The sequence below is a fragment of the Carboxylicivirga agarovorans genome (assembly GCF_050589845.1).
GTDB classification, from domain to species: Bacteria; Bacteroidota; Bacteroidia; order Bacteroidales; family Marinilabiliaceae; genus Carboxylicivirga; species Carboxylicivirga agarovorans.
Map to the genome: position 1 here is coordinate 92,579 of NZ_JBNGPA010000020.1, position 14,756 is coordinate 107,334.

12 protein-coding genes are annotated in these 14,756 nt (G+C 41.7%); 4 read left to right on the plus strand and 8 right to left on the minus strand.

What is annotated here, in order from left to right:
• The 4 genes from ACRD69_RS17725 to ACRD69_RS17740 all read left to right on the plus strand — a co-directional run bounded on the left by ACRD69_RS17725 (position 1) and on the right by ACRD69_RS17740 (position 2,925).
• Entirely contained in the window at positions 1-612 is a 612-nt protein-coding gene (locus ACRD69_RS17725; protein WP_430816463.1) for a fumarylacetoacetate hydrolase family protein, read from the plus strand.
• A gap of 364 nt (positions 613-976) precedes the next feature.
• A complete protein-coding gene (locus tag ACRD69_RS17730; protein ID WP_430816464.1) occupies positions 977-1,555 on the plus strand; it encodes a LemA family protein in 579 nt (192 codons plus the stop codon).
• 124 nt (positions 1,556-1,679) lie between these two features.
• Positions 1,680-2,117 (plus strand): TPM domain-containing protein, encoded by a 438-nt coding sequence (locus tag ACRD69_RS17735; protein WP_430816465.1) that lies wholly within the window; start codon positions 1,680-1,682, stop codon positions 2,115-2,117.
• A gap of 10 nt (positions 2,118-2,127) precedes the next feature.
• The gene (locus tag ACRD69_RS17740) at positions 2,128-2,925 is read left to right on the plus strand and encodes a TPM domain-containing protein (RefSeq protein WP_430816466.1); all 798 of its coding nucleotides are present in this window, start codon (positions 2,128-2,130) and stop codon (positions 2,923-2,925) included.
• A 278-nt stretch (positions 2,926-3,203) separates the two neighbouring features.
• On the opposite strand, the gene ACRD69_RS17745 is transcribed toward ACRD69_RS17740, so the two are convergent.
• From ACRD69_RS17745 to ACRD69_RS17780, 8 genes are all read right to left on the minus strand, one after another.
• Complete coding sequence (locus tag ACRD69_RS17745) at positions 3,204-4,487, minus strand: permease (protein WP_430816467.1); 1,284 nt, start codon at positions 4,485-4,487, stop codon at positions 3,204-3,206.
• A gap of 101 nt (positions 4,488-4,588) precedes the next feature.
• Positions 4,589-5,161, minus strand: coding sequence for a helix-turn-helix domain-containing protein (locus ACRD69_RS17750; RefSeq protein WP_430816468.1), 573 nt, complete (start codon positions 5,159-5,161; stop codon positions 4,589-4,591).
• A gap of 13 nt (positions 5,162-5,174) precedes the next feature.
• On the minus strand, positions 5,175-5,840 hold the full coding sequence (locus ACRD69_RS17755; RefSeq protein ID WP_430816469.1) for a cation diffusion facilitator family transporter: 666 nt from the start codon (positions 5,838-5,840) through the stop codon (positions 5,175-5,177).
• Between the two features lie 431 nt (positions 5,841-6,271).
• The gene (locus tag ACRD69_RS17760) at positions 6,272-7,048 is read right to left on the minus strand and encodes a polyphosphate polymerase domain-containing protein (RefSeq protein ID WP_430816470.1); all 777 of its coding nucleotides are present in this window, start codon (positions 7,046-7,048) and stop codon (positions 6,272-6,274) included.
• A 7-nt stretch (positions 7,049-7,055) separates the two neighbouring features.
• Positions 7,056-7,739: a DUF2490 domain-containing protein gene (locus ACRD69_RS17765; protein ID WP_430816471.1), complete on the minus strand. Its 684-nt coding sequence runs from the start codon at positions 7,737-7,739 to the stop codon at positions 7,056-7,058.
• A 7-nt stretch (positions 7,740-7,746) separates the two neighbouring features.
• Positions 7,747-8,148, minus strand: a complete 402-nt coding sequence (locus ACRD69_RS17770; RefSeq protein ID WP_430816472.1) for a hypothetical protein — start codon at positions 8,146-8,148, stop codon at positions 7,747-7,749.
• A 17-nt stretch (positions 8,149-8,165) separates the two neighbouring features.
• Positions 8,166-11,723, minus strand: a complete 3,558-nt coding sequence (locus ACRD69_RS17775) for a CotH kinase family protein (RefSeq protein ID WP_430816473.1) — start codon at positions 11,721-11,723, stop codon at positions 8,166-8,168.
• A 441-nt stretch (positions 11,724-12,164) separates the two neighbouring features.
• Positions 12,165-14,390: a glycoside hydrolase family 3 C-terminal domain-containing protein gene (locus tag ACRD69_RS17780; protein WP_430816474.1), complete on the minus strand. Its 2,226-nt coding sequence runs from the start codon at positions 14,388-14,390 to the stop codon at positions 12,165-12,167.
• Positions 14,391-14,756: the final 366 nt, after the last annotated feature.

Below are 14,756 nucleotides of genomic sequence, written 5' to 3' on the forward strand. Positions count from 1 at the left end.
ATGAAGATTTTATGCATTGGACGCAACTACGTTAAGCACATTGAAGAGCTGAACAACCAGGTGCCCTCGGAGCCTGTTATTTTTGCCAAGCCTGATTCGGCCTTGTTATTGAAAAACAAACCATTCTTCATTCCCGATTTTGCAGAGGAGTTTCATCATGAAGTGGAACTGGTGGTGAAGATCAACCGCATTGGAAAGAACATTGCACCTCAGTTTGCTCATCGTTACTACGAAGAGATAGCCTTAGGTGTTGATTTTACTGCTCGCGATTTACAATCGGAATTAAAAAGCAAGGGTCTGCCATGGGAAAAAGCCAAAGCCTTTGACGGTTCGGCCGTCCTTTCAAAATTCATTAACAAAGAAAAGTACCCTGATATTCAAAACATCAACTTTCGAATGGAGAAAAACGATGAAGTGGTGCAAAATGGAAATACCGGCCATATGATATTCCCCATTGACCGCATCATTTCCCATGTATCGCAGTTCTTCACACTGAAAATTGGTGATCTTATATACACCGGAACACCCGCCGGAGTTGGTCAGGTAGCCATTAATGATCGTCTTAAAGGTTATATAGAAGATGAGCTGATGTTTGACTTTCTGGTAAAGTAAAGACACGTTAATTAAATAACAATGGAAGAAAGTAATGATATCATCGCTTTGATATTTTTCATTTTAGCTCATATGATTCTATGCGTATGGGCCATTCGTAAAGTCTTATTGGATAATTATTATTCCAGGAGGAGAAAAAAAATAATGAGTGCGTTGATAATCTTGCTTCCTTTCTTATTTAGTTTAATCGTCATCATATTCTTTAGTCCGGTCAGTAAAAAAACAAAAAGTAAATACCGCTACATGGAGGCTGGCTATAGCAGCTATACACGATGGTCATAATGCTTTTCAACTAAAAACGAATAATCTTGTAAACTACCTATCCTATCAACTGTTAAACTATTAAACATTCAACGAATAACTTATGAAAACTCTAAAACACCTGTTATTATTTGCCTTAGTCATTCCTTTTTTCACAAGCTGTGGTTACAATACCATGGTTGAAAAAAGTGAAACTGTTGATGCCAACTGGGCACAAGTTGAGAACGTTTACCAACGTCGTGCCGACTTGATCCCTAATCTAGTGAATACGGTTAAAGGCTATGCCGAACACGAACAAGAAACCCTGACGGGCGTTATTGAGGCGCGTTCAAAAGCAACCAGTGTTAACATTAGTGCCGATAACCTTACTGAAGCTAACCTGGCACAATTTCAACAGGCTCAGGCCGGTCTTACTTCCGCACTGTCAAAATTAATGGTGGTAATGGAGCGCTATCCTGACCTAAAGGCAAATCAGAACTTTATGGACCTGCAGGTGCAGCTGGAAGGAACAGAAAACCGCATTGCTGTTGAGCGCAAAAACTTTAATGATGCTACGCTCGATTATAATTCATACATAAAAAAGTTCCCGCGCGTTATTTATGCCAGCTGGTTCGATTTCGAAAAGAAACCATATTTCCAGGCAAGTGCAGGTGCTGAAAAAGCACCCGAAGTAAAGTTCTAGTCTGATCATTTTACGTGTTAATTCGCATTAAAAGGATAAGTTTAAAGACAGTGTACCAGAAGTGATGAAACACCTGTTTTATTCTTTTACAATTAACATTTAACTACCACTGACAATTGTAATTATGGCAAAAGACTTTTTTACAGAAGAGCAACGCATGCAAATTGTAAACGCGATCAAAGATGCCGAGCTTAATACCTCTGGAGAGATACGCGTTCATTTAGATAAATTTTGCAAAGAAGATGTTTTAGACCGTGCAGCCTACTGGTTTGAAAAACTGCAAATGCACAAGACAGAACAGCGAAATGGTGTATTGTTTTACCTGGCTTACGAAGATCGTAAGTTTGCTGTTTTAGGTGATGCAGGCATTAATCAGAAAGTACCTGAAAACTTTTGGGATTCCATTAAAGATCAGATGCTGGCTAATTTCAAAGAAGGACTATTCGCCGATGGATTGGCCAATGCCATTATTGAAAGCGGCAAACAACTAAAACAACACTTTCCTTACCAAACAGATGACGTCAATGAACTGTCTGACGACATATCCTTTGGTGACAATTAAACCGGATGCAATGAAGAAATATATATTGTTATTAACAGTGCTGATCGCAACCTGCGCGTATGCACAGGATATACCTGAAAAACCCAGCTCGGATCAGTTGATGCACGATTATGCAGGACTGTTATCGGAACAGCAGGAAAAGAGCATAGAACAGGTTTTGGCTCAGTTTGCACGCGAAACCAGCACACAGATAGCCATTTTAACGGTGAATGATTTTGGTGGCACTTCGCGAGAAGACTTTGCTATTAAAGTAGGCGAAAAGTGGGGCATCGGACAAAAAGGTAAAAACAATGGCCTTGTTGTAGTGATCAAGCCCCGTGTAGGAAATTCACGCGGTCAGGCATTTATAGCTACCGGCTATGGCCTGGAAGGTGCTGTACCTGATGCTGTTGTCAAACGCATTATCGATAAAGAAATGGTTCCCAGCTTTAAGCAAGGTGATTATTATAGTGGTATAGCACTGGCTGCTAATCGCTTAATGGATTTAACACGCGGTGAATACACGGCTGATGATTACCTCAATGAAACTAAAGGAGGTGGTGGATTCGGCGTCTTCGGCATCATCATTTTCTTTGCCATTGTATCCTTTGTTATGAAGGCTTCAGGTGGACACAGACGCTCTAATATAGGAGGATCGAGTCTACCTTTCTGGTTATTGATGTCAATGATGGGAAGTCGCAGCAGTGGCTCACATGGCGGTAGCTTTGGTAATTTCTCAAGTGGCTCAGGCGGCTTCGGCAGTTCGGGTGGCTTTGGAGGTTTTGGTGGTGGTAGCTTTGGTGGTGGTGGTGCCGGTGGAAGCTGGTAACAGCAAAAATCCTACCTTAAGAGCACCGTCCACGTGCACATGGGCTTGTAGACAGGAAAACACCAAAGCCGAAACCGATGAAGACGTGTTCGGCAGCTGTCTCGTTCCAAAAGACAATTGCATTGCCCTCTTGTCCGAAATAAAATACGGCATAGGCAATCAATACACAAACAACACAATAAACAATAGTTCTAAAGAAGTGAGGAGATGTGATAAGACGCCTTATCCAGCTCCTCTCCTTTTTTATTTCGAGTTTCTTAAACTTAAATACTTCCATATTATCGACAGGTATAGCCCAAACTGTTAATGGTTTCTTTTACGGTATCCATATCTATTTTTGTGCCCTCAAGTGTCACCGTTTTTTCGCTAAGGTTTACTTTAGCGCTGTCTACAAATGATAGTTTTTCCAGGTTCGTTTCCACATTGGCTTTACAATGATTGCAAGTCATACCATCGACCCTGACCACTTTGGTGGCAATGGGGCTGAACGTAAACTGACTGGCCGTTTGCTGATTGATAACGACCGGTTTTTGCTTCTTGGCCGACCTGTATTTTTGATAATAGCCATTGACGATCAACCCAGTCAGCACTAATCCCGACACAATCTGCAACCAGCTTAAACCCTCGTGATGCTCATGCCCCAGGTGCTGCTGTGTTATCCCGGTAAACCAATGAACCGGTAAGGTATAATCAATGATCAAGCCAAATGCTAAGGCCCCCACTATTATAGTAGACAGGTAAGTCAGTAAACTTTTCTTACCAAGCACTTTCCCGATCATGGTTATGGTGGCTGCGTTAGTGGCAGGACCAGCCATTAGCAGTACAAAAGCAGCTCCCGGACTGATGCCCTTAAGTATTAATACAGCCGCCAGTGGAATGGAACCGGTGGCACAAATATACAGCGGTACTGACACCAACAGTATCAATAGCATTTGAACGATCGGCGGTAAATTCAGCAGTTCAAAGAAATCGTTAGGTATTAATGCCGAGATAATAGCCGCCAACACCAATCCGATAACCAGCCATTTTGATATATCCTGTATAAATTCAACAAAACCATACCTGAAAACATCAACTACCTTTTGCTGCATCGTTTTCTTAACCTGCTTTTGTTCGTGCCAGGTTCTTGATTCTGTTTCGTTTTTAGTAACCACACTTGTTATTAATCCGCCTGTAACACCCGTTATCAAAGCTGCCAGGGGCCTTACTATGGCAAAAGGCAGGCCCATTAACGAAAAGGTAGCCAATATGGAATCCACACCCGTTTGAGGAGTCGAAATAAGAAATGACACCGTGCCGCCCTTGGACGCTCCGTTTTTGTAAAAGGCAGCACCCGTTGGTATTACTCCGCACGAACAAAGTGGCAGCGGTATGCCAAACACCGAAGCCAGTATTGACGACTTTAATGGCTTTCCGCTAAAAAAGCGTTCAATCTTTTTTTGTGGGATAAAAGCATATAGTAAGCCTGCAAAGAAAAAACCAAGCAGAAGGTAAGGCGACATCTCTCCCAGTATCTTCACAAAATCTGTAAAAAATGATAATATATAATCTTTAATAGGCATGTTGTTTGTTTTTTCTGATTTCTTTAAGAGTAATACAAAGTAAGCATGTACCTCAATACAATATGTTACATATTTATGGAAAAAATGTATATCATTTAGAATTAAACTTCGTCCAGGGGTTTACGTTTATAATCTTTTAAACGCCTGAAGTGCGATGGGGTCAGCCCGGTTATTTTCTTAAATTGATTTGACAGATGCTGGGTGCTGCTATAACCGAGTTGAAAAGCAATTTCTTTTAGCGATAACTCATTGTAAGCCAACAACTCTTTAGCTCGCTCAACCTTTTGACTAATAATATATTTCTCAATTGTAACGCCCTCAACGGATGAAAACAATTTGCTCAGGTATGAGTAGTCATATCCCAATGCTTTTGAAAGATGATCTGAACTGTTGATTACTTCTTGTGCCGGACCTGAATAATGTACCCTTTCAATAATCAGGGTCTTTATTGCTTCGATCAACTTACTTATCTTATCATCAATTAGTTCAAAGCCATTATCTTCCAGCACAGCCTTAACTTTATCCTTTGTTTCTGGCGATATGGAAGTAAACAGGCTTACTTTGCCAAGTTCAATAGATTGAATTGACAAATGCAGCTTTTCAAACTCATCACGCACCACTTTTATGCAGCGCTTGCAAACCATGTTTTTGATATGTAGTGTGGTCTTACCCATTCCTATAATTTGTTTAATGATGATGGTGTTCATGACCATGCCCATGCTTATGATCCGCACCTTTTATATCCAGTAATACCGAGCCCGAATCCTTTAACAAACCAACTGACCACTTAATGATAACCAGCGAACTGATAATGGCAGCAATGGTGTCAATAAATGGAATATCCCAAACCATGGCCACATACAGGCCAATAATTGCCGATAAACTGGTTAAAGCATCCGCTATTACATGCAGATACGCTGCTTTTATATTATGGTCGGAATGCTGATGATCGTGGTGCAGCAGGAACGCGCTGACAATATTAACCACCAGGCCGATTACGGCCACAGATATCGCCTCTTTATAAACAATATCAGCAGGATTATACAAACGCTCAACTGCCTCAACGATGATTACAATGGCAAAAAGTAAGAGCATTAATCCGCTACTATAGCCCGATAAAGATAGAATCTTGCCGGAATTGCCATTAAACGATTCTTTCTTAGACAGCTTTCGCACAATAACATAAGCCAGCCAGCTCAATCCAATAGCCAGTACATGAGAACCCATATGAATACCGTCGGCCAGCAATGCCATTGAATTGGTGGTGATACCATATATAATTTCAACCACCATGGTTACCGCCGTTAACAGCACCACCCAAAGGGTCTTTTTTTCATGCGAGTGTCTTTCCATTTCTATCCGTTCATTTGATTTACAAAACTAAAGACAGTAATGCGTATATCAAATACCAACATCTTGCGATTTTGTTCACCAAATAACTTAATACGGTGCAGATCCTAAATTAAACATCATATTTGGGTCCTAACTCACCTCATAATGCACTATATCATATACCTGGTGATATGTCACCTCAATACCACATGATATGCTTCCCCGTGTATTAGTTGATATGCATGCCTCCTATTAACTGATATGTACCTTCTGTATTATTTGATATACACATTAAATACCATATGATTTCATGTACAAATAGCACCTGACACATGCACTCTTGAACCATGTTACGGAAAATAGCAGATGGTATATCAGTTACTACGTGAAAAGCACAGCACACATCACGAATCCCCCCTTTAGAGTCAATCTGCTAATGACAAGAGATAAGGCTATTTTTCATCAAAAGTGGATGCGATCTTATGAAGCAACTCCAGCTTTGGCTTCATACGGTTGGCTTTTATCGTATCATTAAACGATGCGGCACCCAAACAGTATTTACTGAATGACTGTGGTTTCACTTTGTACTTGCGTAGTGTATTCATAGCCACGGTCGTGGGGCTGTACTTCAACTGTTTTAATTCAATAATGGCAATATGGTGAAACGACTCTTTAAAACCATTATTATCGGTGAATGACAAGCCAAAATCAATGGTCACACGCTCATGTATACCAACCAGGGTTATTCGATGAAAGCTATTGGATAGTTTCAGCTCCAGCTCTTCACTCTTATAGGGTGTATTTTCGTTGATAAAGTCCAGTTCAGGATGTGAGAAGCACGTATTATCATTTCTCTCGATCCGTTTCTTTATTGTTCGCCTTTTGTTATTTTTGAATTTAACTTCCAGAAAATGAAGTCCTGAAGACACATATTCTCTTTGGCGGACTTTATAGCGATTGAGTTTACCATTCTGATGGGCTTCATACATGTCATAGCCTGTTGTGTCGAAGTAATTGGTTCGGTATAAAAACTCCCGCTCACCATCGATCTCCAGTACCTTGTAACATTCCACAAGGTCTGTCAAGATACCTGTCATCAACCCAACAGAGGCAACAAATTTGGTATCCACCCTGTCCATTAAGGCAGCATCCTGCATCTCTTGCAGAGATACTGACCGAAATAAATTCAGGCACTTATATATTTCATTTGTGTCAATGCTTTTATTCATGCTCTCATTAAGGTTTTAAAAAACCTGGTTTGTATTCCACGCCCAACTGGAATATATGATATTGATCGGGCTCTCTGACATTGAATTCATCCTGTAATTTGTAGGTCACACCAAAACTCAGCTCTTTTGACATGCGGTAATCCAGCCCTGCGAAATACCGGCTTTTCCACCGACCGGAGTGAGTCGCCGGTCGCACGGAAAAGTAGTACTCCATACCTGCCGATGGTCTTAGTTTCCACTTTTTTCGATAGTATTTAAGACTTAATTTATGACGGTGTCCCATGTGGTTATTCAGCCCGTCGTTGGATGTCAGAACATTTCTGTACTCGTTTTGCAACATGGCCCTGTAGCGCCATCGAAAACGCTTTATCTTGTAATTGAAGTTCAGATAAGCAGCGACGCGATGTATCCTTTCATTATAATCAGGTTTATCATACTCAACCTGGTATCTGTACAAACCGCCTGCTTCTATGCGTTTGTGCAGCTCATAATACAGACTGACCTCAGTCAGCCAGCTGTGTACGCGGCTTGTGTTCTCAAATAAGCGGAGCTCAGGTTCTATGCTGTAACCCAATTTTTTATTTAAGCCACCTTCTACTTTAAAGCCGTACCAGGTGAGCATATCCTGCTGTTGCGCAAATAAAAGACTGCTGCCTGATAAAACAAATATGACTATAAGGACATATTTCATCATTGAATTATTTTACCACATACATATCATCAACGATTAGCTTTTGCTTTTTAGAAGTAATGCTTACTTCCCTTATAATCGGAATCTTCCTGGAGGTGGTATTGTAATCGAGCGTCTTATCTTTAGAATAAACGAAAATGGTGTAGTCCCCTTCACGCAGATAAGGAAACTCAAAATAGCCATCGTAGCTGGTTTTGATCCTGTCACCATAATAATCATCATCTCCATAGATCAGATACACATCATACTCCTGTGCAGGGTATGTATCCCGGAGTATGGTAAAGTCAAAATTGTAATCTTCGATAATAACTGTTCCACCAATGGTGGCCTGCCCCCCTTCTCCGGGTCCCTTTTCACAGGCAAAAAGTGTAACAAGCACGGCGATAATTAATAAAACTTTTATCTTCATTTTCACTTTCTTTATCATTACAGGTAAATCAACTTAATGCTTTCGGCGCCATCAGCACCACGCAGTTGCAAAAAGTACATACCCTTAACTAAACTTTCATTGGTCAATTCAGGAATTGACACACTATACTTTCCTGGCGAATAGGTCTGCCGGTATGATTGTGATAAGACTTTGCCCCTGCTATCGTACAGCTGCCAACTGTATGATCCGGCATCTGTGATAGTAAAAGTAACAACCGAGCTCTTGGTTACAGGATTTGGCACGCATTTCAATGATGCATTCAAGGCATATGGCCTGTCAAATAAGCCCACATCAGTATAATTTCTGTTGCGCTCACCAGGTGTTCCTCCGTCATGCGATGCTTTCCAATTAGCAGCCAGTTCATTATTCTCATGAGGCTGAATAAGTTCGATGGAAGCTCCCATTCCGTTGGCTTCTGTTGGCCAGTTGCCATTGGGATAATAATCAACGGCATCCATCAACTGGCCTTGTGCATTGTACAGGCGCAGGTTATCACCCTGACTGCTTAATCCAAACAGGATTTCTCCTACCAGGTTTCTCACACACGGATAGGTCGTTTTAAAATTCTCCTTGTTTTTACAAATAACCAAATACTCATCGGGGTATAAAATACGCGCATTATCAAATACAAAGGCCGAATCCTGTTTACCATCACTGAAAGTCCAGTTTTTCAGATCAACTGCCGTTGAACCGGCATTATAGATCTCTACCCAGTCTGATGGTTTAATGTTCTCGCCTGATTTATAAAATACCTCATTGATAATTACCTGTACATCATCTTCACTTGCTTTGGTAAACATGGCTTCTATTGATGCTTCATCTTCTACAAGATGCTTGACTGACAGCGATTTTGACGTATTATCACCTCGCCAGCCTGCAAATTTATATCCTGGTCGGGGCATGGCCTTAAGCGTTATTTCGCTACCGTTAAAATAGGAGCCATAGAACGGATAAGACTCAGGACAGATGGAGTTGACCTTTACAGTACCCATGTTGTCATCTTGCGTATCAACAATAATAGCATGGTTTGACTGATAACCCAACACCTCTTTAATGTCGTTCAGGTAGTAGTTGGGTCTGTTATAAGCAAATATCTTAAGACGGTTAACTTCATTACTCCAATTTTCATAGCTCAAGCCCCATCGCTGGCAATGACCAGGCATTTCATTTACATACAGGGACTTGATCGAGTCTACCACCTGGTTGACGTGTGAGGATTTCCAAATGGTATTTAACAGGTCGTTGGCTTTTACACCCATTTTCTCCTTAAAATCCCTGTTGGTTATCAGTCGCCTGAACAACAAGGTAGACCATGGAGGATTGGGCCAATTAGGTCCGTTAGGCGCCAGTGCATCCTTTAGTGAATTATGCTTATAGTTCTCGTTCCCATATAAACCAAATCCAAAATCAGTATCATATAATATCCAGCGGTACTTACCTCTGATGCTGTTTGTGTTCCAGAACTTAATATTGTTACCAGGCCAGTCGCGATTATCAATGTATGTTTGAATGAGTTGATATTCGATATAATTGTCAATATCGATAATTGATGCCACCTTTTGGTAATTCTCATCACTGACCAGGCTATTGGATGAAATGAAAGTTAACAAATCCTGGTAATCATCATTATTGCCATTAACAATATCTCCGTTTTTTTCAAGGATATTCACCTCGTCGGCATCAGCACCAGTATTATCAGAAATAAAGTGTTCATTAACTTTTTCACGCAGGTTCATTACTCCCCAATAGGCACCGTTAATATAAACAGCCGTCGGTTGAAAAGCCTGCATTTCAATGTCGGAGCCATGCATAAGGTCGGTCATAAACGCATCATGCAGGTGCGTACCATAGAAAGCGTTACCCGAGTTTCGAAGCACCAGGGCTTCATACTTATCATTACTTCGCTTGTCGAAAAAACGGTAGCTAAATGAACCATCGCCATATTCTTTACGGGCAAACAATGCAAAGGATTTTTGCGGATGGGCACGCGACCATGCACCAAATATTTTGATACCAGCCCCCTGGTTAATGCATGCATTGCCTTCCTTATCGTAATATTCAAAATTAACCGGTCGCTCCCAATCCTGCCAGAAGTTAGCGCCAAAATGCGGATTATCGCTACTGGCATTAGGCCCCATTTCATAAATACCCGTTTGGTAGTCCCACAAGTTACCGGGTTCTGTTGACAAGGAGACAACAGGCATATCATGGACTTTACCAATAATATAACTATGAGTTGTGACGGGTCCGGGCAAGTGCCCTGCAATGTAGGCCCGCGCTTTTATTACTGAAACATCAGTGATATCAAGAGCCTGCTGATAAAGCGTACTTTCTTTATCGGGTATAGTCCCGTCAGTTGTGTAGTATATTTCCCCAGTATTGTCTCCTGGAACTAACAATTCAATTTGCTGTGCCATGGCATATATACCACCAGGTACAGAGAAGCTTACGCTGTCGGTAAATAGTTCGCCGGCGCCATCATCACCATTGGCACCACCAGGCGTTGGCACTGCATAAAATAACCATTCATCGTTTTGCTGTGGAGAGCGTCCATAGGATATGTCAGCCATCAGGCGGATGCTTGTGACAGAATCGGCTAGTTCCTTGTGGTGGAACAAATACAAGGATTCACCATCGGCCTTTATTTTGAAATTAGCATGCAGGTATGATGAAGGTAAACCGAGATCGGATGATGCATTGAAAGTATCGCCACTCTTTAATCCGACAGACAAATAGGGAATACAGCTTAAATCGGATGATGACGTTGAGTGATTATGCACCTGGATAGCTAAAACATTGTCCCCTTCATGCACAAAATCTTTCCAGTTGAGTATTTCAAACTGATTGGGCGGCAAACCCTGATACATTTGTGCCTCATGGTTATAATCATCGGCTGCCTGATTGTATGATACATAGCTCCCGGCATTGCCCAGGCGGTCGCGTGCAATCTCAACCCCATTGATATAGGCCACAAAACCATCATCATAATCCAGATGTAGTACCATTTGTACCACCTCATCAAGCTTAGCAATATGAAACGAACGTCGCACAAAAACACTCATAACACCCTGCAGTAACGTCTCATCATCGTCATCACCATAACCAAAACCAGACTTACCCTTGAGCCATTGTGAATCATCAAAGTCACTGTTTTTCCACGCATCATCAACAGCAGCGTTTGGCACTTTATAACGCCACTCATCACCCTTATTAATAATGGTATTCCAGCCTTTGACCATTACCTTACGATCCTTGCCCGATGCGAAGACCAATTGATAGTCATTACTGGCAAGCTTCATCTCGGGAAACTGCCATTTGGCTGAATCGCTAATATTATCACTTAGAAAGTAGTCACCCAGGTTGATCGAATCTCCCGAAGCATTAATTATTTCAATCCAGTCATGAAAATCACCATCTTCATCACACAGTCCGTAGATATTAGAAGAGAGTATTTCGTTAAATTTAACCTGAGCCTGAGTTAAGTTACAGGTCATAAACAATAGAAACAGGCACAACAGCCCCTGGTAGTTGATCAGCGATTTTTCTCCTGGCATAGTTTTGCTAACAATGATAAAGGTGAGGCAATGATACTAATTAATTATCGGAAATACCGAAAAACACAACTCACTTTTAACTCATCATTTCCAAAATATTAACCTTAATACAAAACCTATAAGAAATTAATTACCAGGATGAAGAATGATAATAACCTTGTGTTAGGTCCAGCCCCTTTTTTTACTGACCTACCGTTTACCGATTACAGCCTGGCAATTACAAACATGCCATAGCCCCAAAGCATGTCACCTATAACTTACATGGTGTTACTAAATATGACATCCGTAAATCCTGCGCGAAAGTTAAGTTTTACAGCAAGGTCGCAAAACATATAGTATTCATATTATATACATTGCGACCTTTGTGAACTTTATCATTTGCGTTCTTGGAATGAAATAAAATGTATGTAACCCTCTTTAAAACTTATGCATCTTATGCCATTACTCAATCACTTCAACAGTCAATTCCAGTGGTGCTGTCCCCTTTAGGGCTTCTAATCTTTGAGAGGGACTTGACGACCCAATATACAAGCGGTATTCACCCAACGGCAACACCTCTTGTCCATCCATATTAACCTGTGCCAGGCTTGCTTTATCAATGGTAAACGTCACCTTTGTTGTTTCGCCTGCTCCCAACACAACATTCTGTATACCTTTCAGTGCGCATATGGGCGTTAAAAAGCCGGCATCGGGCTTACTAACGTATAGCTGTACACTCTCGTTCTGCACCATTGAACCATTATTAGTAACGCTTAAGTCAATCTGAAGTGAAGCGTCTGCTTTCATTTGTACTTTATCAGTTTCATTCCATTTATATTCAATGGTATTATAACTTAAACCAAAGCCAAAGGGATATAAGGGTTGACCATCAAAATAACGGTATGTCCATCCGCCTTGTGAGATATTATAATCTTCGAAATCGCCTAACTGCTCTGTTGACTGATAAATGGTCAATGGCAGTTTACCCGATGGAGAATAGTCACCAAAAAGCACATCAGCGACAGCATGACCTCCCTGTTCACCCGGATACCAGGCCCACAACACAGCATCGGCCAGTTCATGAACCTCAGGCATGGCAATGGCACTACCCGACAAAACCACTGCTATTAATGGCTTGTCCTTGCACTTGGTTCTTAAGTCACGAAGCAGCTTCAGCTGGTTAGCCGGTAGTTCTATTTTCTCACGGTCGCCTCCCGTCTTAGAGAATGGTGTATCGCCGTTTTCCCCTTCATACAAAGGTGAAATACCTAAAACCGCAATGACAGCATCGGCAAACTGGGCATTCCATACCTGGCCGGTATTAGTGTGCTCCAGCTCTTGCTCCAGTAGTACACTCTGATTGTATTGTACAATACTGGTGGGCGATACCGCGTTGGCAATACCTTCCAGAACCGTGACATAATGCCTGGATACGCCATAATAATTGCCCATCAACGCATTCACATCAGCGGCATTATTACCCGTTACATAATATTGTGTTAAATCCTTTTTCAGAGGCAGCACCTTATTATCATTCTTCAATAGTACCATTGACTGGCGAGCCACATCGCGTGCCAATTCCTTATGCTTATCACTGCCTACTACCGATAGCGGAATGTTTGAATAAGGCACATCATCCTGCGGGTCGAACATACCCAGCTGAAAACGTATTTTTAGCTGTTTGGCCAATGCCGCATCCAGTTGCTTCTCATTGACCATCTCTTGCTCAATCGCCTTATCGAGATGACGATAGACACTCCCGCAATTAACATTAACATCGGCCCTGAGGGCAATGGCTGCCGACTCCACAGCATCTTTACTGATCTTATGGAACACATGAAAATCGTACAAAGCCCCGCAATCAGAGACAACATAACCGTCAAAGCCCCATTGATTACGCAATACATCAAGCAATAATGTGGGGCTACCACAACACACCTCTGAATTCGTGCGGTTATAGGCGCACATAATCCCTGCAACACCTTCGTCAACCAAATGCTTAAAGGCAGGCAGATAGGTTTCATTCAGATCTTTACGGTTGGTCTTTGCATCAAAATAATGCCGTTTGGCTTCCGGACCATTGTGAACGGCAAAATGCTTGGCACATGCCGCTACCTTTATGTACTTATCATCATTACCCTGTAATCCCCTTACGAAAGAGGCTCCTATCCTGCCCGACAGGTATGGATCTTCACCGTAGGTTTCGTGACCACGTCCCCAACGTGGATCACGGAAAATATTAACATTGGGCGACCAGTAGGTTAATCCCAAATACCATTTATGGATATCCTTTTGGATGGCGGCATGGTAAAGCGCTCTTCCTTCATCTGAGATAGCGCCTGCAACCTGCTCAACCAGGTCAGGATTAAAAGTAGCCGCCATTCCTACAGCCTGAGGAAAAACAGTGGCAGGAGCCGAGCGGGCTACGCCGTGTAAGCCTTCATTCCACCAGTTGTACTGCGGTATACCCAGTCGCTCAACAGGCTGAGCCGTGTTTTCCATCAGACCAATTTTCTCTTCCAACGTTAATTCTCCGATGAGTGATGCCACACGCTCATCAAAGGACAGAGCTGTATTCTGAAATTCATACTCAAACGTTTGTAAAGGCATGTTTTTATCTTTTGATGGTGTGGTGCAAGCGGTCAGTAATCCTGCCAGCAACAACAATAATAGGTTTTGAAGCTTCATAGTATTAATAAAGTAAAAATGATAAAAGCAAGTTACAAAATACCTTGGGGAATGAATTATTGCCATTATGCTTTTAGGGGGGAATATGTTCAAATTGTATCTATACTCAACTTTTTATTATTTAAACGTTCGGGCATTTGCCGGCCGGTGCATGGAAAAGAAGTGCATTGAAATTCAATTGCAGTTGCACCGGATTGATGGGCGTAAGTATGCCGTGGCGTCGCTGCGCTTTGCCTTTTAGTGTTCGAAAAGATTCAAACATTCACATATATAGTGTTTTGCAAGCTGTAAATCAGCTCTCCTCCTGGCAAGGAGGAGTACCTCGACGAAGGAGAGGGGAGGTGGTTTTAAGTCTTTTTTATAAAT